The organism is Thermostichus sp. MS-CIW-40, from assembly GCF_054058315.1.
This window is the reverse complement of record NZ_JBSSAC010000015.1, coordinates 13,960-38,889: the sequence shown is the minus strand read 5'-3', so window position 1 is coordinate 38,889 and position 24,930 is coordinate 13,960. Positions and strand designations below refer to the sequence as shown.

General features: G+C 58.5%; 23 protein-coding genes and 1 tRNA gene. 13 read left to right on the top strand and 11 right to left on the bottom strand.

The annotated features are described in order from the left end of the window. Positions 1-954 (bottom strand): asparaginase, encoded by a 954-nt coding sequence (locus ACVWXF_RS06720; protein WP_414400684.1) that lies wholly within the window; start codon positions 952-954, stop codon positions 1-3. A 142-nt stretch (positions 955-1,096) separates the two neighbouring features. On the opposite strand from ACVWXF_RS06720, the gene ACVWXF_RS06715 reads away from it, so the two are divergent. From ACVWXF_RS06715 to ACVWXF_RS06700, 4 genes are all read left to right on the top strand, one after another. Beyond that, positions 1,097-1,891, top strand: a complete 795-nt coding sequence (locus ACVWXF_RS06715; RefSeq protein ID WP_457473987.1) for a sirohydrochlorin chelatase — start codon at positions 1,097-1,099, stop codon at positions 1,889-1,891. A gap of 64 nt (positions 1,892-1,955) precedes the next feature. Next, positions 1,956-2,738 carry a uroporphyrinogen-III C-methyltransferase gene (gene cobA, locus ACVWXF_RS06710; RefSeq protein ID WP_457473986.1) on the top strand — a complete coding sequence of 261 codons (783 nt, stop codon included), beginning with the start codon at positions 1,956-1,958 and terminating at the stop codon, positions 2,736-2,738. Continuing rightward, positions 2,735-3,523, top strand: a complete 789-nt coding sequence (locus ACVWXF_RS06705; protein ID WP_414389515.1) for an ABC transporter permease — start codon at positions 2,735-2,737, stop codon at positions 3,521-3,523. Before cobA ends, ACVWXF_RS06705 begins: the two co-directional genes overlap by 4 nt. Before the next feature lie 94 nt (positions 3,524-3,617). Then, on the top strand, positions 3,618-4,835 hold the full coding sequence (locus ACVWXF_RS06700) for an RNA-guided endonuclease InsQ/TnpB family protein (protein ID WP_457473985.1): 1,218 nt from the start codon (positions 3,618-3,620) through the stop codon (positions 4,833-4,835). A gap of 110 nt (positions 4,836-4,945) precedes the next feature. Here the strand turns inward: ACVWXF_RS06700 and sufD are convergent, their stop codons facing one another. The 4 genes from sufD to sufB form a co-directional block, all read right to left on the bottom strand. Next, entirely contained in the window at positions 4,946-6,238 is a 1,293-nt protein-coding gene (sufD, locus tag ACVWXF_RS06695; RefSeq protein ID WP_457473984.1) for a Fe-S cluster assembly protein SufD, read from the bottom strand. Then, positions 6,235-7,050, bottom strand: coding sequence for a Fe-S cluster assembly ATPase SufC (gene sufC, locus ACVWXF_RS06690; RefSeq protein ID WP_457473983.1), 816 nt, complete (start codon positions 7,048-7,050; stop codon positions 6,235-6,237). The genes sufD and sufC overlap by 4 nt, the downstream gene beginning before the upstream one ends. A gap of 97 nt (positions 7,051-7,147) precedes the next feature. Next, positions 7,148-7,546, bottom strand: coding sequence for a large-conductance mechanosensitive channel protein MscL (gene mscL / locus ACVWXF_RS06685; RefSeq protein WP_457473982.1), 399 nt, complete (start codon positions 7,544-7,546; stop codon positions 7,148-7,150). A 128-nt stretch (positions 7,547-7,674) separates the two neighbouring features. Next, a complete protein-coding gene (gene sufB / locus ACVWXF_RS06680; protein WP_414332217.1) occupies positions 7,675-9,111 on the bottom strand; it encodes a Fe-S cluster assembly protein SufB in 1,437 nt (478 codons plus the stop codon). Between the two features lie 179 nt (positions 9,112-9,290). Here sufB and sufR point away from each other — a divergent pair, with 179 nt between their 5' ends. The 5 genes from sufR (at position 9,291) to ACVWXF_RS06655 (ending at position 16,140) form a co-directional block, all read left to right on the top strand. Then, positions 9,291-10,007, top strand: coding sequence for an iron-sulfur cluster biosynthesis transcriptional regulator SufR (sufR, locus tag ACVWXF_RS06675; protein ID WP_457473981.1), 717 nt, complete (start codon positions 9,291-9,293; stop codon positions 10,005-10,007). A gap of 289 nt (positions 10,008-10,296) precedes the next feature. Beyond that, entirely contained in the window at positions 10,297-11,367 is a 1,071-nt protein-coding gene (locus ACVWXF_RS06670; RefSeq protein ID WP_457473980.1) for a 3-deoxy-7-phosphoheptulonate synthase, read from the top strand. Between the two features lie 174 nt (positions 11,368-11,541). Further along, the gene (gene miaE, locus ACVWXF_RS06665; RefSeq protein WP_457473998.1) at positions 11,542-12,147 is read left to right on the top strand and encodes a tRNA isopentenyl-2-thiomethyl-A-37 hydroxylase MiaE; all 606 of its coding nucleotides are present in this window, start codon (positions 11,542-11,544) and stop codon (positions 12,145-12,147) included. A 33-nt stretch (positions 12,148-12,180) separates the two neighbouring features. Beyond that, a complete protein-coding gene (locus tag ACVWXF_RS06660; protein WP_457473979.1) occupies positions 12,181-13,530 on the top strand; it encodes a sensor histidine kinase in 1,350 nt (449 codons plus the stop codon). A 309-nt stretch (positions 13,531-13,839) separates the two neighbouring features. Further along, on the top strand, positions 13,840-16,140 hold the full coding sequence (locus ACVWXF_RS06655; protein ID WP_457473978.1) for a DUF1796 family putative cysteine peptidase: 2,301 nt from the start codon (positions 13,840-13,842) through the stop codon (positions 16,138-16,140). 121 nt (positions 16,141-16,261) lie between these two features. Here ACVWXF_RS06655 and ACVWXF_RS06650 read toward each other — a convergent pair. Together ACVWXF_RS06650 and ACVWXF_RS06645 are read right to left on the bottom strand one after the other, a co-directional pair. After that, positions 16,262-16,334: transfer RNA gene (locus tag ACVWXF_RS06650), tRNA-Thr, on the bottom strand. Between the two features lie 66 nt (positions 16,335-16,400). Further along, positions 16,401-18,011: a nitrilase-related carbon-nitrogen hydrolase gene (locus ACVWXF_RS06645; protein ID WP_457473977.1), complete on the bottom strand. Its 1,611-nt coding sequence runs from the start codon at positions 18,009-18,011 to the stop codon at positions 16,401-16,403. 231 nt (positions 18,012-18,242) lie between these two features. Between ACVWXF_RS06645 and ACVWXF_RS06640 the strand changes: the two genes are divergently transcribed. Next, positions 18,243-18,779, top strand: coding sequence for an HNH endonuclease (locus tag ACVWXF_RS06640; RefSeq protein ID WP_011433030.1), 537 nt, complete (start codon positions 18,243-18,245; stop codon positions 18,777-18,779). 9 nt (positions 18,780-18,788) lie between these two features. Here ACVWXF_RS06640 and ACVWXF_RS06635 read toward each other — a convergent pair whose 3' ends face one another. After that, positions 18,789-19,724: an alpha/beta fold hydrolase gene (locus ACVWXF_RS06635; RefSeq protein WP_457473976.1), complete on the bottom strand. Its 936-nt coding sequence runs from the start codon at positions 19,722-19,724 to the stop codon at positions 18,789-18,791. A gap of 96 nt (positions 19,725-19,820) precedes the next feature. After that, entirely contained in the window at positions 19,821-20,348 is a 528-nt protein-coding gene (gene cysC, locus ACVWXF_RS06630; protein WP_414407107.1) for an adenylyl-sulfate kinase, read from the bottom strand. 154 nt (positions 20,349-20,502) lie between these two features. Here cysC and ACVWXF_RS06625 point away from each other — a divergent pair, with 154 nt between their 5' ends. Further along, a complete protein-coding gene (locus ACVWXF_RS06625) occupies positions 20,503-21,768 on the top strand; it encodes an aspartate aminotransferase family protein (RefSeq protein WP_011433033.1) in 1,266 nt (421 codons plus the stop codon). Here the strand turns inward: ACVWXF_RS06625 and ACVWXF_RS06620 are convergent. Continuing rightward, positions 21,765-22,112, bottom strand: a complete 348-nt coding sequence (locus ACVWXF_RS06620) for a hypothetical protein (protein ID WP_457384729.1) — start codon at positions 22,110-22,112, stop codon at positions 21,765-21,767. The two genes, ACVWXF_RS06625 and ACVWXF_RS06620, sit on opposite strands and share 4 nt — an antisense overlap. 243 nt (positions 22,113-22,355) lie before the next feature. Here ACVWXF_RS06620 and ACVWXF_RS06615 point away from each other — a divergent pair, with 243 nt between their 5' ends. Both ACVWXF_RS06615 and ACVWXF_RS06610 read left to right on the top strand, forming a co-directional pair. Continuing rightward, positions 22,356-23,180 (top strand): creatininase family protein, encoded by an 825-nt coding sequence (locus tag ACVWXF_RS06615; RefSeq protein WP_011433035.1) that lies wholly within the window; start codon positions 22,356-22,358, stop codon positions 23,178-23,180. Between the two features lie 145 nt (positions 23,181-23,325). Next, on the top strand, positions 23,326-23,622 hold the full coding sequence (locus ACVWXF_RS06610) for a hypothetical protein (RefSeq protein ID WP_457473975.1): 297 nt from the start codon (positions 23,326-23,328) through the stop codon (positions 23,620-23,622). Here ACVWXF_RS06610 and ACVWXF_RS06605 read toward each other — a convergent pair. Further along, positions 23,619-24,869 carry an LL-diaminopimelate aminotransferase gene (locus ACVWXF_RS06605; protein ID WP_457473974.1) on the bottom strand — a complete coding sequence of 417 codons (1,251 nt, stop codon included), beginning with the start codon at positions 24,867-24,869 and terminating at the stop codon, positions 23,619-23,621. The two genes, ACVWXF_RS06610 and ACVWXF_RS06605, sit on opposite strands and share 4 nt — an antisense overlap. Positions 24,870-24,930 lie beyond the last annotated feature (61 nt).

The window sequence follows — 24,930 nt, the reverse complement described above, 5'->3', positions numbered from 1 at the left end:
TCAAGGCATGCGCAGCTCCCCTTCTACCTCGAGGCGGGTGTAGGGGCCGACGCGAAGGAAGCGCTCCCCCAGCATCTCGGCGGCGGCAGGCTGGATCCAGCCCATGCGCTGCAGCAGGTGCAAAGCCAAAGCATATTTGGCCCGTGCAGCTCCATCCTGGACCTTGATGGCCAGGCCCATGCCTTCCCCCACCCGGCCAATGCACTGGATCCCTTCAGCACCCGATTTGCTCACCAGATCCCCTTGAGTAGCCCGCATCAACTCCGTGTCGAAACACCCCTGTCCAGCCACCATCTCCGGGTGATGGGTCATGGCCCGTGCTACCGATTCCAAGTCGGGCCGCTCGCCAGCAGTCAGTTGGGCGAATAGGGAGGCCAGGTGATTCAGTTGCAGTTGGTAGGTGGGCACCCCACAGTCATCCCGCGCAAACAAAAACTCTTCCGAGGGCATTTGCAGCAAATCCGCCAGCTTGGCCCGCACCAGGGCTTGCACCGGATGCTGCCGCTGGGCGTAGTCTGACAAGGTCCAGTTTTGGGCGCGGCTGGCCACGAGCATGCCGGCATGTTTGCCGGAGCAGTTGTGGCACAGGGGGCTGGGCTTGCCGGGTGGGGTGGGGCAGACCAGCAAATCGGGAGACAGATCGGCCCGCCACAGTATACTGAACACCTGCCGCGCATGAGCCGTGGTGCCCTGATGGGATCCGCACATGATGGCAATATCTTTCTCGCTGAGGCGGTAGCGCTCGCGGATGCCGGTGGAGAGCATGGCCAGCGCTTGGAAAGGCTTGAGGGCAGAACGGGCAAAAACAGGGGTGGTGCTGTTGCCGGCCATGGCCAGAGAACGCCCGCGGCTATCGGCCACGACAGCTTGGCAATGATGGATAGATTCGGTCAACCCCTCCCGCAAGACATGGATTAAGAGTTCGGGGGCGGTGGAACGATTCTCAAATGACATGAAAACCTGGGAAAGGGCTGACGAAGCTGGGAAAGAGGGTGTGTACTCTTCAAATCATACGCGCAGATCCTACACGAGAAGTTGGCGGGATCCCCTAAAGTAGCAAAATGGAACCCTTCCGCTCGGATCCGTGACCTCTGCCATGTCCTCCAATCCCCTGGTGTTTTTGGTCTGTCACGGCAGCCGGGATCCCGATTATCAGCAGGCTTTGGCAGATTTGTTGGCCCGGGTGCAGCAGCAGCTAGCTCCTCAAGTGGTGGAGCTGGCCCAGTTGGAAGGTCAGCCTCTCACCCTGGCCGAACAGATTCAAGGACGGCTGGCAGCTTGGCTGGGCGCAGGCCGATCTCCCGATCAAGTGGTGCTGCTGTCGCTGTTTATGGGCGAGGGATCCCATGTGGAAGAGGATTTACCGGCTGCGGTGAAGCAGGTTCAAGCTCGCTGGCCGCGCCTGCCCATCCGGTTAACACCCCCCATTGGCCAGCACCCGGCCCTCCTGGATCTGTTGGTGGCTCGCATTCTGGCTCCACAGCCCTCTTGCTCTGCAACGCTCAGGCAATCCGGCGAACGGGCAGATGCCTGGATTGTGCTTGGCCATGGCAGCCGTCTGCCGGGGTTTGCCGCCCAGCTCCAAGCAGGGATCCAAACTGTGCAACGGCGCTTGCCCGAGATCCCCTTGCATGTGGCTTTTGCTGCCCAGTCCCCCACCTTAGAAGCGGTCGTGATCCATTGCTTGCGCCTTAGCCAGTGCCGTCTACGGGTGCTGCCGTTTTTTCTCTTTCCAGGCGGTCTGCTGCGCGCCCTACAAGAACAGGCTCAGCGATTACAGCGGGAATGGCCTCTGCTCCAAATCCAGGTGGAGCCGCCCCTCTGGCGGGATCCTCAACTGATGCAGGCCATTGTGGAGACACTGCAGGCTTTTAGCCCGGCGCTGGAATAGCCGAATCTTTCCCGTTCCCTCAAAATGGATATTTCCAACAGCAATGACGCGACCGGGACTTGAGATGGGCAAAGTGTATTTGGTGGGGGCAGGGCCTGGGGATCCAGGGCTGCTGACGGTGAAGGGAAAGGCGCTACTCGCCCACGCGGATGTGGTCATCTACGATGCTCTGGTGGGATCCTCCATCTTGGATCTGATCCCGCCGACGGCAGAACGGATCTATGCTGGCAAACACTGCGGCGCTCACACCTTGCCCCAGGAGCAGATCACAGCCTTGCTGATGGAGAAAGCTCGGACGGCAGCCGTGGTGGTGCGGCTCAAAGGGGGGGATCCCTTCATCTTTGGGCGAGGCGGCGAGGAGATGTTGGCTCTGGTGCAGGCCGGGATCCCAGTGGAGGTGGTGCCGGGAATTACGGCGGGCATTGCCGCCAGCGCCTATGCCGGGATCCCTCTCACCCATCGCGACCTCAGCTCCTCAGTTGCTTTTGTTACCGGACATGAGGCGGCAGGGAAATACCGCCCTCAGGTCAATTGGCGGGCTTTGGCCGGGGCGGTGGAAACCCTGGTGATCTACATGGGCATGCACAACCTCAGCCACATTGCCGCCGAATTGTTGGCCGGAGGGAAAGCTCCCGATACCCCGGTTGCCCTGATCCGCTGGGGCACCACCCCTGAGCAAGAGATTCATCTGCTCCGCCTGCAGACTCTGGCTGGGCAGCCCTCGCCCGTAGCACCGCCTTCAATTGTTGTGGTGGGAGCGGTGGTCAGCCTGGCCAGCTTGTTGCCCACTTTGCGTCCGCCAGTCTCGTATTGCTCCGCAGCGCTTGCGCAACCGGAATCTCCATGAACGCCTTCTTTCGCAAGTTGGGTGCCCTCTTCTCCGCCTACTACGCCTACATGCTGGAGTACCGGGCCGAGCTGATCCTGTGGGTGTTGGCCGGATCCCTGCCCCTGATCATGATGGGGGTGTGGAGCGAGGCAGCCCGCTCAGGAGACTTCTCGCTGTCTGCTCTGGAGTTCATCCGCTACTTTCTGGCGGTGTTCCTGGTGCGCCAGTTCACCATCGTCTGGGTCATCTGGGACTTTGAGCGAGAGGTGGTCGAAGGCAAATTATCTCCTCGCCTGTTGCAGCCTCTGGATCCCGCTTGGCACCATGTGGCCAGCCACCTGATGGAGCGCTTGGCCCGTCTCCCCTTTACCCTGGTTTTAATCGCCCTTTTCTTCGTCCTCTACCCCCCTGCCTTTTGGATCCCCTCTTGGGCCCAGGCGGGGCTGGGATCCCTGGCCATTCTCCTGGCTTTTGCCCTGCGCTTTCTCATGCAGTACACCCTGGCGCTGCTGGCCTTTTGGGTGGAACGGGTGACGGCCTTGGAGCAATTCCATTTTTTGGTGTACTTGTTTTTCTCGGGGGTGATCGCTCCTCTGGAGGTGTTCCCACCACCCGTGCGCCAGGTCTTGGCCTGGACACCCTTCCCCTACCTAGTGCATTTTCCCGCCAGCCTCTGGGCAGGGATCCCGGTGGATATTCTGGGCGGCTTTGGCATGGGCCTGGCCTGGACGGGCCTGCTCTGGCTGGCTAACCGCTGGTTATGGCGCAAAGGCTTGCAACAGTACTCAGGAATGGGAGCTTAGAGGGCCAGGTTCAGCTAGAAATCGCAGGAGCCCCGCACTGTACCCGTAGGGTCAGTGTCGGGAGGAAAGCGCTTTGATGAAGTACAATTAACTTATGAGCCAAGTCCTGACCGTCTCCTGTAAGCTCAAGGCGTCCCAGTCGCAAGCCGCCAAATTGGACGCGACGATGGAGGCTTTTGGCCAAGCCTTGAACTGGGTCAACCAGAACACGCCGGAGAAGATCGTCAACGCGGTCAAACTGCAATCCCTTTGCTACTACGAGATTCGAGCCCGGTTCGGCTTGTCCAGTAACTTGGCTCAACAGGTGTGCAGACGGGTGGCGGGCGCTCGCAAAGTGGCGAGACAGCGCAACCGTCCGGTTAAAGAGTTCAAGCGTAGGTTCGTTACCTACGATGCACGTATCTTCTCATTTCGCGAGAAAGACTGGACGGTGTCGCTGACCACGGTGGAAGGGCGAGAGCGCTTTGAACTAGCCATTGGCAACTACCAGCGTGGGATGCTGGCTGGTTCCAACCCCAAATCGGCCACCCTAGTCCAGCGGAAGGATGGCTCCTACGACATCCAGATTTGCGTAGAGAAAAACCCGCCCAAGCAACAAGATACCGACAAGGTGGTCGGGGTGGACTTGGGGAGGACAGATATTGCCCATACGTCAGAGGGGGACAATTGGAATGGACAGCAGTTGAACAAAGTCCGCGACCACTACTCCCGGTTGAGGGCGGTACTCCAACGCAAAGCCAGTAAGGGCACACGCAGTTCGCGGCGCAGATGCCGTCAACTGTTGCAACGGCTGTCTGGCAAGGAAAGACGCTTTCAGTCGCGTCAGCGTTGCGTAGCAAAAACGTGGGTCAATCATCGCATCTCCAAAGCTATTGTCTCTAGGGCAAAGGCGACAAACAGCGCTATTGCTCTGGAAGACTTGACAGGGATTCGGGAAAGGGTCAATCAACAGCCACGGAGTAAGACAGAGCGCAGGCGGGCCAATAGTTGGGCGTTCTACCAACTACGTCAGTTTCTGGAGTACAAGGCGAGGGTTGCAGGGGTTTCTCTGATTCTTGTGCCGCCCGCCTACACGTCGCAGACCTGCCACAAGTGTTTACACATCCATTCCGATCCTGCGCAGTCCTACCGCAGTGGTAAGTCGTTCAAGTGTGGGCACTGTGGATGGGAAGGAGATGCGGATTTGAATGGTGCGAATGTGATTGCGCTTTTGGGGGCTGTCGTAAACCAGCCTAGAGGTTCGGGCCTGTTTTGTTCTCTGGTAGAGCAGAACAGGCTCAGGGCTACTGAAAGCCCGCTCCGTACCGCTTAGCGGTCGGAGCCGGGTAGTTTACTGCTGCCTATCCATTACGCCCAAGTCTGGTCACTCTTGAGGGTAATGGGGGAGCAACAACTTATTATTGTTATTGGAATTGATTGGATTCACGGGATCCCAGCCAACTGGCGGGCCACCAGGGCGGGAAGTTGAGCCAACGGGATCCCTTCCAGGGCTTCTGCTGCAAAAGCGCAGGTGAGAAGTTGCCTGGCCTCAGCTTGGGGAATACCCCGGCTTTGCAGATAAAAGATCTCTTCCGCCTCCAGTTGGCTGACGGTGGCCCCGTGGGCACACTTGACGTTGTCGGCAAAGATCTCCAGTTGTGGCTGGGTGTCGACCCGCGCTTTGGGGCCTAGGAGCAGGTTGCGGTTGGTCTGGGCGGCGTCCGTCAGTTGGGCCTCTCGGCTCACCAGAATCCGTCCGCTGAAGACCGCATGGGCCGTCTCGTCCACAATGCACTTGTGCAATTGGCGGCTGCTGCCGTGGGGGGCCTGATGCACCAGGCGGGAGTGGGTGTCGCTGTGCTGGGATCCCTTCAGCAGCGTTAGCCCCTGCAGTTGGGTGTGGGCCTGGGCTCCGGCTTGGGTGATCTCCAGGTTGTGGCGAGAAAACTGGGATCCCCACTGAATGGCCTGGAGGCGGTAGTGGCTGTCGCAGCTTTGGCGCACGGCGGTCTGGTTGATGTGAAAAGCCTGAGACCCCTGCCGCTGCAGGATCACATGGTGCAAGCGGGATCCCTCTGCCAAGAGGATCTCGGTTACAGCGTTGCCAAAGGGGATCCCGGATCCCAGGGATACATGATCTTCGATCAGCGTGAGGGAGCTGTGGGCTTGCAAAGACAGCAGGCAGCGGGGCTGGGCCAAAACGGCCTCTCCCTCAGGAGCCACCGTTATGAACAGCAGGTGCAGCGGTGACGGAACTTCCTGGCCGGGCTGTAGGCCAATCTGGATCCCATCTCCCAGATGAGCGGTGTTGAGGGCCGTAAACACATCTGTCTTGGCCAGGGTTTGCAGCAACTCCCCTGGGGCTTGGGCTAAAGGGATCACCTGCAAAGCGGTGGGCAGGCCGCTCAAATCAGAAAGCTGGGGGGCAAAGTAGCCGTTGACGAACACGGCGTGGCTGTGGCTGGTTTCCGGCCAAAGCCAAGGTTCTAGGGTTGCTGCATCCAGAGACGGATCCCCCGCGGCAGCCAGGCGAAACTTGTGGGCCAGCAGTGGCGAGAGATCGCTGTATTTCCAATCCTCTTCCCGTGGGGTCGGGATCCCCAGTTCGGCCAATTGGGCGCGGGCCTGCTGCCTAAGGGTGGTGTAGGGATCCTGCCTTTCGGGGATTTGGCCGAGGATGTGCTCCAGGAATAGGCGGCTCTCTGGGGCGAAAGGTTTGGGCAAGGTGGCGCTCATCCCTCTTCCTCCCGCCGGGATGTTGCGGCTGCTGATTCTTGGCCCAACTGAGTTTTGATCCAGTCGTAGCCCCGTTCTTCCAGCTCCAGCGCCAAGGTCTTGTCCCCGCTGATGACAATACGCCCCCCTTCCATCACATGCACGTGGTCGGGGGTTACATAGTCCAGCAAGCGTTGGTAGTGGGTGATCAAGAGCATGGCATTCTCAGGGCCGGCCAGTCGGTTGATGCCGTGGGCCACAATGCGCAGCGCGTCGATATCCAGACCGGAATCCGTCTCGTCCAAAATGGCCAGCGTAGGCTCCAACACCGCCATTTGCAGGATCTCGTTGCGCTTTTTCTCGCCGCCGGAAAAGCCCTCATTCACAGAGCGCTCCAAAAAAACGGGATCCATTTTGACGACGCTCAACTTTTGCCGCACGAAGTCGTCAAACTCGAGGGGATCCATTTCCGGCTGATCCCGATATTTCTGGCGGGCGTTGTAGGCAGCCCGCAAGAAATCCAAGTTGCTCACCCCCGGAACCTCAATGGGGTATTGAAACGCCAAGAAGATCCCTGCCCAAGCCCGCTCCTCCGGTTCCATTTCCAGAAGATTCTTGCCCAGATAGAGGATCTCGCCTCCTGTCACCCGGTAGTCGGGGTGGCCAGCCAAGATCTTGGAAAAAGTGCTTTTTCCAGAACCATTGGGGCCCATGATGGCGTGGATTTCTCCGGCGCGAATTTCCAGGCTCAACCCCTTGAGAATGGGGGTGCCGTCGATCTCGGCGCTGAGATCTCGAACGGATAAGATAACAGGGCTGTTTTCGCAGATCATAGCTAGACTCTAGAGTTGCCACTGAAGGGCAGGGATTGGAAGGTTAAGGGATCCCTAAACCAGGTTTGGATTTTGGGCCTAAGGATCTCTTACGGCTCTATTGGGAGCGGCGATTGAGGATGTCCCGAATTTCTGCCAGCAAGACCACTTCTGATGGGGGCGATATAGAAGGAGATTCTTCCTCCTTTCGCTGTAGAGTGTTGATCGCTCTCAATAGTAAGAAGAGAGCAAAAGCGATAATCACAAAATCAAACACAGCTTGCAGAAAGCTGCCGTAGTTAATCGTAACTGGATCTTCAGGACTTCCACCGATTTTCCAGACCAAGTTCTGGAAGCTCACTCCACCAATCATCAAGCCTAAAACCGGAGTAAATAGATCTGCTACGAAAGAAGTCACGATCTTCCCAAAAGCACCTCCAATAACAACGCCAACAGCCAAATCTAAGGCATTGCCCCGGCTAATAAAGTTTTTGAACTCCTCCAGAAATGCCCGCATAGGGAACTTCTCCTGCCTAGCCTTTATAGTTCAAAACCTCTCTGCCTTGGGAGTCACCCCTCTCCTGAAATCCCACTGATGTCAGTAGCCTCTCCCCAGCTGCTTAGCTTCACGTCGGGAACAATCCCCTAGCCGACGGATCCCTCTAACTTTAGGCTCAGCAATCGATCGGCTTCTACAGCAAACTCCATCGGCAGTTGGTTGAACACTTCTCGGCAGAAGCCGCTGATGATCATGGACACAGCATCTTCCGCAGAGATGCCGCGGGACTGGAAGTAGAACAATTGCTCTTCTCCAATCTTAGAGGTGGAAGCTTCGTGCTCCACTTTGGCGGTGTTGTTTTGCACCTCGATATAGGGGAAGGTGTTGGCGCTGCACTGATCCCCGATCAACATGGAATCGCACTGGGAAAAATTGCGGGCCCCTTCTGCTTTCGGCCCGATTTTGACCAGACCGCGGTAGCTGTTTTTGGAGTGTCCCGCCGAGATGCCCTTGGAAATGATTTTGCTGCGGGTGTTGCGGCCCACGTGAATCATCTTGGTGCCGGTATCGGCCTGCTGGTAGTGGTTGGTGAGGGCAACCGAGTAAAATTCGCCCACCGAGTTTTCCCCCACCAGCACACAGCTGGGGTACTTCCAGGTGATGGCGGAGCCGGTCTCCACTTGCGTCCAGGAGATCTTGGAGTTTGCCCCCTGACACAGGCCGCGCTTGGTTACAAAGTTATAAATGCCCCCTTTGCCGTTTTCGTCGCCGGCATACCAGTTCTGTACCGTCGAGTACTTGATCTCGGCATTGTCTAGGGCGATCAGCTCCACCACCGCCGCATGCAGTTGGTTGGTGTCGAACATGGGGGCAGTACACCCTTCCAAGTAGCTGACGTAGGATCCCTCGTCGGCAATGATCAAGGTGCGCTCAAACTGGCCCGATTCGCCGTTGTTGATGCGGAAATAGGTGGAAAGCTCCATGGGACAGCGCACCCCTTTGGGCACATAGACAAAGGATCCATCACTGAACACTGCCGAGTTCAGCGCCGCGTAGTAGTTATCGGCAATGGGAACCACACTGCCCAAGTACTTGCGCACCAGCTCTGGATACTCCCGCAGTGCCTCCGACATGGAGCAGAAGATCACGCCTTCCTTGGCCAGCTTTTCCCGGAAGGTGGTGGCTACCGAAACGCTGTCGAAGATGGCATCCACCGCCACATTGGCCAGCCGCTTCTGTTCAGACAAGGGGATCCCCAATTTCTCGAAGGTCTCCAACAGCACCGGATCCACTTCGTCCAGGCTCTTTTTCTTGGGCTGCACCTTGGGGGCCGAGTAGTAGACAATGTTTTGGTAGTCAATGGGCGGGTAGCTGACGTTGGGCCAGGTGGGCTCGCTCATCTTCAGCCACTGGCGGTAGGCCCGCAGCCGGAACTCTAGCATAAAGTCCGGCTCCCCTTTCTTGGCCCAGATCTGCCGAATCACCTCTTCGTTCAAGCCTTTGCCAATCGACTCAGAGGGGATGTCGGTTACAAAGCCGTACTTGTAGGGCTGGTTGACCAGGGCGCGGACGCTCGTAGACATGGATGGCTCTCGGGTAGTGACAGGGTAGAAACGCGACTAAGACAGATGGCCAAATAAAACAACAGAGTTGTTGTTTAACTGATCCTCAGGTTACTTTAGCAATGATCCCGTTGTCAAAATAGCAGAGAGCTGTGCTGGCAGCGGCAGCCGATTAACCCAGTCTAACCAGGAGGGCGAGGGTGGACAGCACGCGCAAGATCACCGGGCAGGTCGCTCAACCCGCTTCGAGTAAGCAGGCCATCTTGGTCTACCTGCGCAAGGCGGGGCAGGCCAACGCCCAAACGCTGGCAGAGCACCTGCGCATTTCTCCCCAGGCCATCCGCCGCCACCTCAAGGATCTGGAGGCAGAGGGGTTGATCCAACATGTCGCTCAACCCAATGGTCTAGGGCGACCCCAGCATCTCTATCAGCTCAGCCCCTTGGGAGAAGAGCAGTTCCCCGCCAGCTACGACGAGTTTGCCCTTGGCCTGCTCAACACCCTGGCCGAAACCCTGGGATCCGAACAGATGGGATCCCTTCTCCACCACCAGTGGCAGCGCAAAGCCCGGGAGTATCAGGCCCAACTGGGATCCGGATCCCTACGGGAGCGGCTGGAGCGTTTGGTGCAGTTGCGCCAGGCGGAGGGTTACATGGCGGAGTACTACCCCTATCCTGCCGACCTGACTGTGCCGCTGGCAGCAGAGGGATCCGAGTATTACGTCGAGCAGTATGTGTTGGTCGAGCACAATTGCGCCATTGCTCAGATTGCCCACACCTTTCCCAGCGTCTGCGGCCACGAACTGGAGATGTTTGCTGCCGCCTTGCCCGATTGCCGAGTAGAGCGCATCACCTGGCAGGTGCAGGGAGAACACCCCTGCGGCTACTGGATTGCCAAGCCGGCGGCTCGGTCGGCTTAAGACTTCCCGCTGGTCTCTCCGCCAGGAAACCGGATCCCTGAGGTGTCAAACGAGGTTTTTTCGGGTATAGTTATCTCGTACAGGTTTTAAGTTTGTTCTCCGCATGGTCTGGCGCGCTTCCTTTTTTGGCTACTTTAGCTTTCCCTGGCAACGACCAGGGCAGAAGGGTGGCGCGTAAACAAAGACCTACAGTTTACCCGAGTCAGTCCTGAAGCCCTGAGCCCAGCGCCAGGGCTTTTTTGATGGCTCGACGACCCCATCTACCCACTTGCACGCTGAGGACAGTTCCATGCCCCCTCAAACCGACAATTGCAATATCCAAGAGGTGACTCCCTTGATTGCCCCTGCTGCTGTCAAGGCCAAGCTGCCCCTTACGGAAACGGCAGCCCAGGTGGTGCTCTCCACTCGGCAAGCCATCCGCGACATCATCCACGGACGGGATCTCCATCGCTTGGTGGTGATCGTCGGCCCCTGTTCCATCCACGATCCCGCAGCGGCTCTGGAGTATGCCCATCGCCTCAAGCGGGTGGCCGACCAAACTCGGGAGCACCTAGTGGTTGTCATGCGTACGTATTTTGAGAAACCCCGCACCACGGTGGGCTGGAAGGGCCTGATCAACGATCCCCACCTGGATGGCTCCTGCGACATTGCCACCGGCCTGCAACTGGCCCGCTCCATTCTCTTGCAGATCAACGAGCTGGGCCTGGCCTGTGCCACCGAGATGCTGGATCCGGTGACCCCTCAGTACACGGCAGATCTGGTGAGCTGGGCGGCCATTGGCGCCAGAACCATCGAAAGCCAAACTCACCGGGAAATGGCCAGCGGCCTCTCCATGCCTGTGGGCTTCAAAAACGGCACCGACGGGCGGCTGGAAATTGCGCTCAATGCCATTCTCTCCGCCAGCCATCCCCACAGTTTCCTGGGCATCGGCCAAGATGGCATGACGGCTCTGGTGAAAACCACCGGCAACCCGGATCGGCACATCGTGTTGCGGGGGGGAGGGGGCAAGACCAACTACGGCCCGGAAGATGTGGCGCGGGCGGCACTGCTGATGAAGGATCAAGGGATCCCTCGCTCGGTGATGGTGGACTGCTCCCATGACAACTCCCACAAAAATTACCGCAACCAGGGATCCGTCTGTCGAGCGGTGCTACAGCAGTACCAGGCGGGGCAGCGGGCTCTGATGGGGCTGATGCTGGAGAGCAACCTCTACCCGGGCAAGCAAACCTGGCAGGAAGGGGCGCCGCTCAAGTATGGCGTTTCCATCACCGATGGCTGCATTGGCTGGGAAGAGACGGAAGATCTGTTGCTGGAGATGGCGGCGACCGTAGAGGGGAGAGCGTTAGCCCTGAGCCATTAGGGCGGGGGTCGGCTTTCTGAAAAATCCCCCCAAGACCTAAGCAAGGCAACCGAGTTGTGCTCAGCCGGGATTCAGGAGTTAGAAAGGGGTAGGCGGGCAAGGCTAGGATCCGATTGACCCAGTTCCGTCCCCTGTTCCCGAAGCGGGCCGGGTGAGTCAACTTGGAAGCTGTTGATCCCTGAAACCTCTTCTGACCCTGTGGCTACGCTGCAACTGGCTTCTCCGACTTCTGCGGCCTGGATCGACCAGGCCATCCGTCACCTTGACCTCATCTTGTTGGATCACGCCAACTGCGAGAAAAAAGCAGCGGGCAACGCCCTCAGTTTGCTGTTTCGCTACCCGGCCAACGGACGTTTGGTGGAAACCCTCTCGCCGCTGGCGCGGGAGGAGCTGCAGCATTTTGAGCGGGTGCATCGCCACCTGCAACGGCTGGGGATCCCCATCAAGCCCTTGTCGGCTGCGCCCTATGCCGGTCGTCTGAACCAACACCTGCGCCGCTCCGAGCCGGAGCATCTGTTGGATACCCTGCTGGTGGCAGCCATCATTGAGGCCCGCAGCCACGAACGCTTGGGCCTGTTGGGGATCCACGCGCCCGACCCAGAGCTGCGGCAGTTTTATCTCTGGCTGGCGGCTGCGGAGGAGCGCCATTGGCAGCTTTACTTGGATTTGGCGTTGGAGCAGTTTCCCGCCGATCAGGTGCAGGAGCGTCTCGATACTCTACTCCAGGTGGAGGCCGAGATCTTATCCACCCTTCACCCCGAACCCCGTGTTCACAGCTAGCCCCACTCCGTTTCCCCCCGCGGTGCAGCTCCCATGTTTCAAGCGACGCGGCAGTGGTTGGCCTTCTGGTATACAACGGTTACGGCAGTGTTGCTGCTGTTGTTTGCCGGCAGCTTCTATTGGTACGTGCAGTCAACCCTGATTGAACGGGTGGACGATACCCTTGGCCATGTGGTGGAAATTGTCGAGCGGTCTTTGGTGGTGGATGAGAGCCTCTTGGATCCGCAGCAAGCCCGCCGCAGCTTGGAGGCCAGCTTTCGGGATGATCCCAGCACCCTAGAGGACGATCACATCGACTTGGAGTGGTTCGGCCCTCAGGGAACGCTCATCTGGTCCACGGTGCCCGGCGGGATCCCTGCCCCCCTGTTGACCGAGGGATCCCTGCACACTGCCCGCATCGCTCCTGGGTATTGGCTGCGTCAGTTCACCGAGCCGATCGTGGCCGGTGGGAAGCTGCTGGGCTATCTGCGGGTCAGCCATCCTTGGTTTGAGGTGAGCAAGCCAACGCGACAGTTGATCCGGGATCTTTCCCTCTGGGTGGTGGCCGGCTTGACGAGTGTGGGAGCCATCGGCTGGATGCTCTCCGGCCTGGCCATGCAGCCCATCCGGCAGTCTTATCAGCAGCTCAAGCAATTTACCGCCGACGCCTCTCACGAGCTGCGCAGCCCCTTGGCCAGCATTCAAACCGCGGTACAGGTGGCTTTGGCGGATTCCCAATTGGATGCCGACACCCGGCAGCGCTGGCAGATGGTGGAGCGGTTGTGTTTACGGCTGGGTCGTCTGGTGGATGACCTGCTGTTTCTGGCCCGCCACGACAGCGGTATGGTGCCTTTCCAACCCCGTTGCTGTGCGCTGGATGCTCTGCTGCTGCAGGTGGTGGAAGAGCTGCAGGGCTTGGCCAACCAAAAGCAGATCCGCTTGCAGCTGGATATTGCTGCCCCTGAGAGCGGGACGGAACCTTCTCCCGCCCAGGTGGATCCCTTTGGCTTTTGGGGAGATGAAGATCAATTGGCCCGCCTGTTTACCAACTTGATCGAAAATGCCCTTCTCCACACTCCCCCCCAAGGAGAGGTGCAGGTGAGGCTGGAGCAGCGGCTGCGCTCTGGATCCCCAGAGCTGGTGGTACGGGTACAAGATACCGGGCCAGGGATCCCGCCTCAGGCTCTGCCCCATGTGTTCGATCGCTTTTATCGAGCAGATCCGGCTCGCAGCGGGGATCCCGGTCGCCTCTCAGGGTCAGGTTTGGGGCTGGCAATTGTCAGAAGCATTGCCCAGCAGCATCAAGGTCAAGTGCAGGTGGAGAGCGAGCTGGGCCAGGGATCCAGCTTTGAGGTCATTTTGCCGCAGCGACAGTTGGAAATCTGTACCCCAGAGAGGGTCTGAAAGTGCTCTGGAAAACAGACAGTCCTCAGTCAATATGCTAGCTTTAAGCCGAAAATTGACTTGGTTTTTATTCAGAACCGTATTGGCCCGGTTGAACTGAATTTCTGGGTGTCAAAGACCTTCTCTTAACCTTTGCTTTCCAGATTTAAGAATCTCTCTTTTTCCCCGATAAAACGGCAGAGATGGGATCGGATCCCAGGCTCTTGCTTTTCTCAGCCGGCTGCTGAGCTGTTGATTGGGTGATGAGTGAGTGCAGTCTGCCCGCACAGCCCCACACCTTGCCATTGCATCCTTTGCCAGGAAAACGTTATGTATCGCTTCCAGGTTCGTGCCACCACCCAGCCGGGCGAGCGAATTGCCCTGGTGGGATCCAGCGCAAAATTGGGCTCCTGGGATCCCTGCCATTGCATTTGGCTGCAGACGGATCCGACTCGCTATCCGCTGTGGTGGGTAGAGTTGCCGTTGAGCCCGGCAGATGGGGCGCCCGGCCCGCTGTTACCCTACAGTGGATGTTTAAAAGAAACTCCTCGAGTGGAGTACCGATATCTGCGCGTGCAAGCCGGTGGCGAAGTGATTTGGGAATCCACCGCTGTCAATCGCTGGGTGCCACTTGAGCCGGAACCTTTGCCGGCAGTTTTAATTGTTGAGGATGGAGAGTTTGGCCGGATCCCTGCCTATCCTTACGGCTATTTTGCCGATCCCATTCCTGAGGTCGAACCGGAAAATCCGCAAGGGCTAAAAGTCGTTATTTTGGGCAGTTCTGTTGCCCTGGGGTGCAGCGCCTGGCTGTTGCGAGGTTGGGCTTGGCTGTTGCAGAAAGCTCTACAAGAGCGCTATGGCCATCAAGTGCGAAATCTCTCCCAATTGGGGGCCAATGTCAGCCGAACTCTGTTGCGGTTTGAGCAGGCGGTGATCCCTGAACGTCCTGATGTCGTTATTGTTGCCCTGTCCTTGGGAAATGAAGGCTTGGTATCGGCCTTGCCCCAGCATCGCCGCGCCCTGCAGAGGCGGTTTGAAAACGGCCTGCAGCGGCTAATTCAGCGAATTCAAGACATTGGAGCCTTGCCAGTTCTGGGAGGGGTTTATCCCCATGCAAACTACGGCCCAGAACAGCATCTTCTTTTGCAAGAAACTCAGCAAAGAATGCTCAGCTGGGGATGCCCTGTGTTCAATTGGCTGCCTCATTTGGAAGATGGACAGGGCCGCTGGAAACCAGACCTTGCTTTTGACCCAGCTCACCCCAATTCCAAGGGTCATCAGATCATGTTTGAGGCCATCGATCTCTCTCTTCTGGATCCCGGCCAAGTTAGCTCGGCTCGTGGCAAGCTCCCTCAACCCATTGGGGAGCAGGTCATTTTTGAAGAGGAGCATGGTTTTTGGGTAACCGTAGAGACGGGCAAAAATCAATTTCGCATCGTGAATATAACTCCCTACCCTTACACCATCACGCCCACTTGGCAACCTTTGCAAGCCGCTTTCCAAAAAGCAGGTCTACAGCCGGGTCTGTATATTGGCAAAAGCGATGAAAGGCTAGGGGATGCGACCCTATATTCACTTTCCATACGAGAAGATGGTTCGGTGCAGACCACCCTCTCCGTTCCTGCAGATGCCGATCTGGTCTTCTCCCCAATAGCTCAGTTCTTTTCCTCGGAATCAGTAGAAACAATCTTCGAGGATGGATCGTTGATCCTTCTCAAGCTCAGTGGATCCTCAGAAGGCTCTTCTGATCCCATACCTCGCCTGTGCGTGATCAACCAGAGCAATCACGAGTACAACATCCACCCCGTGTGGAAGGAAGTGCGGGCCGCTCTCAAAGCCATGCCGATGGGTGTTTATGAAGATCCGAGCCACCGGGAAGCTCTCTTCCGAACCCTGATGATCGGGGAAGGTGGCCTCGAAAGTCGGGTAAAGGCTGCTCCTGGATCGGTCATGCTGCTGGAATACACCTGCAAATTATCGGATATTCATCGTGTTGCCATTGTACCGTTAGGGGATCGCTGCGCGGTGCGAATGCTGCTCTACAAGTTGGAATATGATGGGCCTGCCTTTCCTTTTGATTTGACACGCACCAGCAATTTGGCCGATGTGGCCGATATGATCCACAACGAGTTTCAGGGCATGTGGGATCCGCAATATTTACACTACAGCCCTGAAGATAGGCGAATTTACCACAGCAAGTGGACGGGCCTCTCCTTTGGCCATGAGGTGGAAGAGGGAGAAGATCCACTTCAGAATATGCACCCCATCCATGAGCGAATGCGAACTCGCTACACTGCTCGCGCCAAGCGTTTTATGTATGTTTTGGAAAAAGCCGATAAAGTCTTGTTTGTGCGCACAGGGGGTTGCCGGCGAGAGGCCGTTGTTGACTTAATGGATAAGCTGGCGGCTAAGCGCAGGGGCAAGCCTTTTCTGCTGCTGATTGTTTCTCCTCAGTCTTCTGATGAGTTTGCCGGGATCCCCAATGTTATCCATTATGAGATGGAGTTAAATCCCGACCGCATGTGTGCAGATCCTGAGCATTGGAAGTACTGCACAGGGGTAATGAGAGATATTCTCCATTCTTTGGGGGTCTCTACCCGAAATCTTTTCTGGTGCCCTCCACAACTGTAGCCGTTCCAAGGTTTCACTGCAATTCGAAAGAATGATCGCTGCTGCCCAAACGCTCCGCGCCGCTTCCGCGACCACCCCCAACTCTTCTCCCAAAGGGACTCTGAGGTGTTCAACTCCAGAAAGCTGATGATCGGACTCGAACCGACGACCTGCTCATTACGAGTGAGCTGCTCTACCAACTGAGCTACATCAGCAGGGCTTTGAAGTGAGGACTGGATAGGAGAATCCGCAGACCCACCGGTGGGCCTATCGATTCTAACTCATCCTTGCCTTGCTCGGGATCCCCAGCGCCATAGCCCCAAAGATAGCCCCAACGTCAGCCACGCCAGCCAATCCCCCGCGCGATTGTAGAAAGTTGTCTCAGAACGCCGCTTCACTTCTCCCGTAATCACCCCCCGCTGAAAGATGGGGCCAACCTGCTGGAGCCGACCTGAGGGATCCACCACCAGATTGCCGCCTGTGTTATTGACAAACACCACGCCCCGCCGATTTTCCACAGCCCGGAAAACCGAGAGCTGGCCATGCAACATCGGCCAGTGGCTATTACCAAACCAGCTATCATCCGAAATCACGATCAAAGACTCGGCGCCGCGACGGGTTAAAGTTCGGCTGGGCGCAGGCAAGACGCTCTCCAAGCAGATCATCACCCCCAAAGGCCCGAAAAGCTCCCCTCCGTCCAGAGGCCGATAGCCATCGGGTGAAGGCACGTAGCGCCCCGACTCGAAATAGGGAAAGATCCACTGCTTGCCAAACCCATCCAGCAAGTTGCCCCGGGCGTCAAACAACAGGGCCGTGTTAAAAAATCGCTGCTCTGGCTCCGGCAAATGGGCTGTGCGGGGATCCGGCTCTGTTGCCCCCGTAATCAAAGCGCCTTCCGGCGGCAGAATCGCTTGCATTGGCTCGATCACGTAGGGTTCCAGGCCAGTATTCAGCAGCCGTGCCCGCAGCGCCCCCTCCGGCCAAACCACCAACTGTGCCCCAGCAGCCACCCCCTGGGCAGAAAGCTGATGCAGCTCCCGGTAGCGCTCCATGCGGTAGTCCCAACTGCGATCGGCTTCCAGCCAAGCCACCTGCTGCACTGCCCCCACCCGAAAGTCAGGATCCCTGTTTTCAACGGCCAAGGCATCGAAGTAAGCCAGGCGTGCGCTTCCATAGGCCAAGACCAGCCCCGTCAACCCCAGGCCGCAGGCGAGCGTACCCCAGAAATCCCTGTTCCTGAGCATCTCACCCAAAACGTTTCTCAGGGATCCCCCAGCCGCCTGCCACCGGCTAGAAATCTGCCTGGCCATCTGCCAAAGAACCCCATTGACGAACACGGCAAAAAAGGTAACCCCCCAGATCCCCGTAACATCGGCTACTTGGATCCCGAGGGGCCAGTCGAACAACAGGGATCCCCAGTGGAAAGGGATGGGCCACCAGAGCAAGCCCAACAGCCCATCCAAGCCCGTCCAGACCGTGGCCAAACCCAGCGGACGTGCCCAAGCCGGCAGGGGACGACTCAGTTGCAAACTCAGGAGCGTAGCAGTGGTGAAAAAGAGGGGGATCAGGGGAGCCACCACCACGCCCCCCAGGATCTCCCAGGCGCTCAACACCTTAACCGAGAAGGGATCCACCCAGAAGGCATACAGGCAAACCCAAAACCAGAGGCCATAGGCCAAACGCCACCGCGCCCACCCTTGCCGTTGCTCGCACAGGCCAAACAGCAGGGCTAAGCCCAGCAGCGCCCCCGGAAACCAGTGCCACCAGCGGTTGGGGAACCCCAGACAGAGCAGCAGGATGGCTAGACCCATCAGCCAGCGGGATCCCTCGCCTGGATTTCTCTTTTGGGGCAGATCCTGCTGTTGAGTTGAAGATTTCAGTTCCGGCTTCATCACCTCAATAAAGTTCAGCCTATTCGGGAAACCCCACCTAATGCCCCAGGATCAACACGTCCTTGCCGGCAGGTCTTTTCCAGAGTAGCGCTCTCGCAGCAGCCGGGAATATCTCCTGGAGCACAGAACTCCTACTGCTTGAATCTAAAGCTGTGTTAACATTTTGCATAACTTCAGGGGGCTGGCGCCTTCCGGCTTAGGTTGGGGATCCCGTCAGCGGTGCGCGGCACTATGGGCAAGGTTTTGGTTTTGAATGCCTCCTACGAGCCGCTCAACATCACCAGTTGGCGCAGGGCAGTCGTTCTTTTGCTTAAGGGCAAGGCCGAGCAAATCGAGCACAATGGCCGAGTGGTGTACGGCAACATTCCCTTGCCCACTGTCATTCGTCTGCGCCACTATGTCCACGTTCCCCACAAGGAGATCCCACTTACGCGCCGCAACGTCCTCTACCGGGATGGGCATCGTTGTCAGTACTGCGGCTGCTTCGGCGAAGATCTCACCCTGGATCACGTGATCCCTCGGTCTCGTGGCGGCGGGGATACTTGGGAAAATGTGGTCAGTGCCTGTGTGCGTTGCAACGTGAAAAAAGGGAACCGCACCCCCCGCGAAGCCGGTATGCCCCTGCTGCGCCAACCCCGCCGTCCCCACAGCACTCTTTACTTTGAAATCTCCAAAGCCGTCGGCAGTGGTTCCCATCGAGAATGGTCTAAGTACACCATCGGCCTAGAAGGGGATCCCCAGGAGGAATTGTTGGACAGCCCAAGCTAGACGGGCCGCCTAGGGATGGACTTCCGATACAGGGGCAGCTTTGGAAATGGGGGGAGAAGTGGTGGCTGGGATCCCGGTCTCGATCCACCGGTGAATCAGGGCATTGACCTCTTCGGGGCGCTCATCGTGGGGGCAGTGGCCAGCCTCCAGGAAGTATTCCACTGCTTGAGGGTAGTGGGCCCGGTACAGCTTAGAGCGTTCCCGAGCCCGCATCCAGGGATCCCGTTCTCCCCAGATCAACAACAGCGGGCGCACCAAGCTGCACAGCAGCTCATCTACATAGCGTCCCTTCTGCCCACCTCGCATCAAGGCCACAAACACATCGGCAGCCCCCGGATCCTGGGTGGGGCGATGGATGGCCTCGACCAGCTGATCGGTCACGGCTGCCGGGTCGTAGTAAACCTGCTTCAGCTTGGCTCGGATCACGTGCGGCTGCCGCAAATACTGAAACAGCAGGTAAGACACCAGGCGCTGGCGCAGGCCCCAGCCCACCAATCCGCCTATCCATTGCCGCCATCCGGTCGGGGATCCCTTGAGGGTGGAAAACCCACCTGCCCCATTCAAAAGCACCACGCCCCGCACCCACTCCGGCCACTCCGCCGCAAAACTGAGCACCACATAGCCGCCCAGGGAGTTGCCGATCCCCACCACAGGCCGACGGATTACCTGTTGGCAAAAGTCCCGCAGCTGATCCCGCCAGATTTCGGCGCGGTAGTCCCAGTTGGGCTTGGCGGAGCGACCGAAACCCAGCAAATCGATGGCGTACACCTGGTAGTGTTGAGCCAATTCGGGAATGTTCTTGCGCCAGTGGTCGGTGGAGGCTCCAAAGCCGTGCACCAGAAGCAGAGGCTGCCCCTGCTCACCCTGTTTGACGTAATGAACTGACTGCCCTCGCCAGATCCACTGCGCCGAAATGGGAGTGGCCGATACCGATGTCGAAGCCATAGGAGTTGCTTGTAAGCCTTTCTTAATTCTAGGTTCTTTGCAGCTACTCCGGGGGGAAGCCCACCCTCTACGGGCAACGTAAGAGCAGTGGGCCTGTTAGACATAACCTCTGCTTTTTAGGCTTTGTATCACCAGGTCAATACATTCGGAGATGCTTTGCTCGGCAGTTTTGCACACCACCTCCGGCTGTTCCGGCGGCTCGTAGGGATCGTCGATGCCGGTAAAGTGCTGGATTAAGCCTGCCCGCGCCTTTCGATAGAGGCCCTTCACATCCCGGCGTTCGCACACCTCCAGGGGGGCATCCACAAAGACCTCGATGAAGCTGCCAATATACTGCCGTACCTCCTGCCGTGCTGCCCGATAGGGGGAAATGGCCGACACCAGCACAATCACCCCGTGCCGAGTCAGCATCTCCGCCACAAAGCCGATGCGGCGAATGTTCTCCTCCCGATCCACTTTGCTGAAGCCCAGACCCTTGGTGAGATGTTGCCGCACCAGGTCCCCATCGAGCACTTCCACCGGCAGCCCCCAAGCGCGCAACTGCTGGGCCACGCCGCAGCTCAGGGTGGTTTTGCCCGCCCCGCTCAATCCCGTAAACCAGACCGTTACCCCCCGCCGCGACATCTGTCTGTTTGCTTCTGTCTGTTTGCTGTGGATCCCTGAATCTTTGGCCCCGCCAGAATATCATCTCCAAAGCAGGGTGGTACACTCGAAACACGGCTTGCGCCAGCCCCAAAGTGCTCTGCGCCGCCGACACGACAGCAATCTTTTACCGGCCATGTCTCCTCTAACTTCGCCTCTTGCCAGTGCCCCCTCGGGATCCCCGACAACTGCCGAGCTGTTTGCCGAGCATGTGATGGCCACCTATGGGCGCTATCCCCTGACCTTGGTGCGCGGGCAGGGGTGTCGGGTTTGGGATGAGCAGGGGCGCGAGTACCTGGACTTTGTGGCCGGCATTGCCACCTGTACCCTGGGGCATGCCCACCCGCTGTGGATTCAGGCGCTCACCGAGCAGGCGCAACAGTTGCATCATGTTTCCAACCTTTACTACAACCAGCCGCAGGCACAACTGGCTCAATGGCTGACCCAGCACTCCTGTGCCGACAAGGTGTTTTTCTGCAACTCAGGGGCGGAAGCCAATGAGGGAGCCATTAAGCTGGCTCGCAAGTATGCCCACACGGTGCGCGGGATCCAAGATCCGATGATCCTCACCGCCCATGCCAGCTTCCATGGCCGCACCCTGGCCACCATTACCGCCACCGGCCAGCCCAAATACCAAAAAGACTTTGCCCCTCTGGTGCCCGGCTTTGATTACGTTCCCTACAACGACATCGAGGGCACAGCAGCGGTGTTGGAGCGCTGGGGCGAGCGGGTGTGTGCCGTGCTGTTGGAGCCGTTGCAGGGGGAAGGGGGGGTTGTGCCGGGGGATCCCGCCTATTTTCAATGGTTGCGCCGGATCTGCAGCGAGCGGGGCATTCTGCTGATTTTGGATGAGGTGCAGGTGGGCATGGGCCGTACTGGCATGCTGTGGGGCCACTGTAACCTGGGGGTGGAGCCGGATGTGTTCACCTTGGCCAAGGGCCTGGCCGGTGGGATCCCCATCGGGGCCTTGTTGGCGAAAGACTTTTGCGCCGTGTTTCAGCCGGGGGATCACGCCAGCACCTTTGGGGGCAACCCCTTGGCTTGTGCGGTGGGCCTGGCGGTTTGCCGCACGCTAATGTCGGAGAGTTTGGTTTGGAATGCCCAGCAGACAGGGGTGTATCTGCGTCAGGGGCTGTCCCGCTTGGCGGAGCAGTTTCCGCAGCTCGTTGAGCAAGTGCGGGGCTGGGGCCTGATTCAGGGCTTGGTGGTGCGCATCCCGGCGGCTGAAGTGGTCAAGGCAGCCATGGACTGCGGGCTGTTGTTGGTGCCGGCAGGATCCCAGGTGGTGCGCTTTGTGCCCCCCTTGATCGTCACCCCGGCAGAAATTGACGCGGCTCTAGCGATGTTGGCATCGGCTTTGCAAAGGTTGGCCGCCTCCCTTGGCCATTCCGGGGCAGCCTAGCCTCGCCAGACTTGCCGCAGAAATGCCTGCAACTGCTGTCGGGCAGGGAGCTCGTGGGGAGCGGGATCCCTTGCCTGCTCCAAAAGGGGCAACACCTCCTCCGCATAGGCCGGGACAAAGCCGGCAGCAGGCCAGAGCAAATCCGAGGTGGCCCGCAGGTTCAAGACTTGGGATCCCTGCCTGAGCAAGAGAGGTCGCACCCAGAGCAATGCTGGGGATCCCGCCGCAAGATTGTGGAGAGAAGCCTGAATCAGCTCCACATAGAGGGTGGCTTGCGGCCCTGGCAGGGCGAGGATGGGACGGGGTGAGGGTGGAGTGCTGCCCACCTCCACCGGGGCAGGCAAAGGGCGGCTTCTGAAAGGGATATTCTCCACAGAGCCACATCGGGCGGGCAAACGAGGCAACAGGGTCATGCAATCGTTAACTGAAGACGATATGGACTGTACTGATCCTAATCGATGGCCTCCTTACTTTTCTTTGGCAGGCGGGTTGGCCGGGGATCCCGTCTTTGCGGGCATTTCGTGAACCCGATTTTGTGGCATGGTGCTAGGTAGCTTTCTGATCAAACTTGAACGGATCCCGCCATGATGCACACTTTTGTCCCGCCCCACCGCTTTTTCCCCTACCTGACCTGGACGGAGATCCAGGCCATGCCCGACAAAGAGAACGTGGTGATCATTCAGCCGGTTGCCTCAATCGAGCAACATGGGCCCCACCTGCCCCTGGTGGTGGATGCCTGCATCGGCACGGCGATCATTGGGCGCGCCATGGAGAAGCTGGAGCCTGAGATCCCGGCCTATGTTTTGCCCACCCAATGTTACGGCAAAGCCAACGAGCATTGGCATTTCCCCGGCACCATTACCCTCTCGGCTCAAACCCTGATGGCGGTGCTGACAGAAGTGGCAGAGAGCATCTACCGAGCTGGGTTTCGCAAGCTGGTGTTCCTCAATTCCCACGGTGGCCAGCCACAGGTCCTGGAGATTGTTGCCCGCGATCTGCACCAGAAGTATGAAGATTTCATGCTGTTTCCGGTGTCGGTCTGGCGCGTTCCCCACGAAGGACGAGAGCTGTTTACCGAGAAAGAACGGGAATTGGGCATTCACGCCGGCGATGGGGAGACCAGTATGCTGATGCACCTTTTGCCGGACACGGTGCGAACCGACCGATTGGTCTGCGAATATCCCCACGATCTGCCGGAAAACAGCCTGCTCAGCATGGAAGGGCGGATCCCTTTCGCTTGGGCAACTCGCGATCTCACCCAGAGCGGAGTTTTGGGCGATGCCACCGCCGCCACGCCGGAGAAAGGCAAAGTTTTGGTGGAGTCCATGTCTGACGGCTGGGTGCGGCTGATCCGAGATCTGCACCGGTTCCAGCAGCCCAAGGCTTGGCGCAAAGCCCCGCTGCTGGTCTAGGGATCCAGGCAAAAGACCTATGGCCTGCTTTGTGAAAGGCTTTCGCCAGAACTGGCCGACCAAGATACGACCTGCTGACGCGATCAGGGCAGCTTTTTGCTGGGCTGCTGTAAACTCTATCTGCCCAATGGGAAAGGGTGATACCTTGGCCCCAGAACACACCCGTTCTGGTGGAAATGGGGTGGATTTGGGCAAAGTTCACCTGGCCACTGCCCATGAGGGTATGGATATCTTCATCGCTAACGGTCAGGAGCTGCAGTCGAAGCGGCAGTACCCGGAAAGCCGAAGGGGAAGCTGGCCCAGTTGCTGCGTTGCAGGCAAAGGGGTTCGCGGCGGTATCGCCGACTGGTTCGTCATCTTTCCTGTCGGGCCCAAGCTGTTCGCCTCTGGCGGCGGGGAGCGCTTGAAAGAATCCTCGCCCTCTGGGTCAAGACTCAATTAACCAATGGCTCCAGCCCCCGCAAACACGCTGCCAATGCGGCGCATTGCCTCTTCCACGTTGGCGCGGCTGTTGAAAGCGGACAGGCGCAGATAGCCCTCTCCGGCGCTGCCGAAGCCAGAGCCAGGGGTACCCACCACATGGCAGGTGTGCAGCAGCTTGTCAAAAAACTCCCAACTGCTCAGCCCATCGGGTGTTTTCACCCAGACGTAGGGGGCATTCACGCCGCCATAGACTTGGATCCCCACTTCGGCCAACTGCTGGCGAATGATGCGGGCATTTTCCAGGTAAAACTGCACCAGACCTCGCACCTGCGCCTGCCCCGCTTCGGAATAAACTGCCTCTGCCCCTCGTTGCACAATGTAGGACACCCCGTTGAACTTGGTGGATTGGCGGCGATACCACAAGCTCCACAGATCCACCCAGGATCCATCGGCAGCTTGCCCCCGCACAGACTTGGGCACTACCGTAAAGGCGCAGCGGGTGCCGGTAAACCCAGCGGTTTTGGAAAAGGAGCGGAACTCGATGGCACATTCCCGCGCCCCTGGAATCTCGTAAATGGAGTGGGGGATCCCGGGCTCGGTGATATAGGCTTCGTAGGCGGCATCGAACAGGATCAGGGAGCCGTGGGCACGGGCATAGTCCACCCAGTTTTGCAGATGCTCCCGTGTGGCCACTGCGCCTGTGGGGTTATTGGGGAAGCAGAGGTAGATCACATCCACCTTTTGGCTGGGAAGGCTGGCGGTGAAGTGATTTTCGGCAGTGATGGGCAGATAGACCAGGCCCTCGTATTCGCCGCGTTCGTTGGCCGGCCCCGTATGGCCCGCCATCACGTTGGTGTCCACATAAACCGGATAGACAGGATCCGTGATGGCGATGGTGTTGTCGTGGCCGAGGATATCCAGGATGTTGCCGCAATCGCACTTGGAGCCATCGGAGACGAAGATCTCGGAAGCGTCGATATCGCAGTTGCGGGCCTGGAAGTCGTGCCGGGCAATGGCCTGGCGCAGCCACTCGTAGCCCTGCTCTGGCCCATAGCCGCGAAAGGTGGCCCGTTCCCCCATTTCCTCCACCGCCCGGATCATGGCCGTTCGACAGGCTTCCGGCAGCGGCTCGGTGACATCGCCAATGCCCATTTTGATAATTTGAGCTTCGGGATGGGCGGTGGCAAAAGCCTGCACCCGCCGGGCGATCTCGGGAAAGAGATAGCCGGTCTTGAGCTTGAGGAAGTGGTCGTTGATCCTGGCCATGGAGGTTTGCCGAAGAGGAGGTCATCGGCTTTTCAGTGTAGCTGTTCGCGCTAGCGGGACG

Coding starts and splice junctions, on each gene's coding strand:
- ACVWXF_RS06720 (WP_414400684.1), bottom strand. CDS start 954: ATGTCATTTGAGAATCGTTCCACCGCCCCCGAACTCTTAATCCATGTC.
- ACVWXF_RS06715 (WP_457473987.1), top strand. CDS start 1,097: ATGTCCTCCAATCCCCTGGTGTTTTTGGTCTGTCACGGCAGCCGGGAT.
- cobA (WP_457473986.1), top strand. CDS start 1,956: ATGGGCAAAGTGTATTTGGTGGGGGCAGGGCCTGGGGATCCAGGGCTG.
- ACVWXF_RS06705 (WP_414389515.1), top strand. CDS start 2,735: ATGAACGCCTTCTTTCGCAAGTTGGGTGCCCTCTTCTCCGCCTACTAC.
- ACVWXF_RS06700 (WP_457473985.1), top strand. CDS start 3,618: ATGAGCCAAGTCCTGACCGTCTCCTGTAAGCTCAAGGCGTCCCAGTCG.
- sufD (WP_457473984.1), bottom strand. CDS start 6,238: ATGAGCGCCACCTTGCCCAAACCTTTCGCCCCAGAGAGCCGCCTATTC.
- sufC (WP_457473983.1), bottom strand. CDS start 7,050: ATGATCTGCGAAAACAGCCCTGTTATCTTATCCGTTCGAGATCTCAGC.
- mscL (WP_457473982.1), bottom strand. CDS start 7,546: ATGCGGGCATTTCTGGAGGAGTTCAAAAACTTTATTAGCCGGGGCAAT.
- sufB (WP_414332217.1), bottom strand. CDS start 9,111: ATGTCTACGAGCGTCCGCGCCCTGGTCAACCAGCCCTACAAGTACGGC.
- ACVWXF_RS06670 (WP_457473980.1), top strand. CDS start 10,297: ATGCCCCCTCAAACCGACAATTGCAATATCCAAGAGGTGACTCCCTTG.
- ACVWXF_RS06660 (WP_457473979.1), top strand. CDS start 12,181: ATGTTTCAAGCGACGCGGCAGTGGTTGGCCTTCTGGTATACAACGGTT.
- ACVWXF_RS06655 (WP_457473978.1), top strand. CDS start 13,840: ATGTATCGCTTCCAGGTTCGTGCCACCACCCAGCCGGGCGAGCGAATT.
- ACVWXF_RS06645 (WP_457473977.1), bottom strand. CDS start 18,011: ATGAAGCCGGAACTGAAATCTTCAACTCAACAGCAGGATCTGCCCCAA.
- ACVWXF_RS06640 (WP_011433030.1), top strand. CDS start 18,243: ATGGGCAAGGTTTTGGTTTTGAATGCCTCCTACGAGCCGCTCAACATC.
- ACVWXF_RS06635 (WP_457473976.1), bottom strand. CDS start 19,724: ATGGCTTCGACATCGGTATCGGCCACTCCCATTTCGGCGCAGTGGATC.
- cysC (WP_414407107.1), bottom strand. CDS start 20,348: ATGTCGCGGCGGGGGGTAACGGTCTGGTTTACGGGATTGAGCGGGGCG.
- ACVWXF_RS06625 (WP_011433033.1), top strand. CDS start 20,503: ATGTCTCCTCTAACTTCGCCTCTTGCCAGTGCCCCCTCGGGATCCCCG.
- ACVWXF_RS06615 (WP_011433035.1), top strand. CDS start 22,356: ATGCACACTTTTGTCCCGCCCCACCGCTTTTTCCCCTACCTGACCTGG.
- ACVWXF_RS06605 (WP_457473974.1), bottom strand. CDS start 24,869: ATGGCCAGGATCAACGACCACTTCCTCAAGCTCAAGACCGGCTATCTC.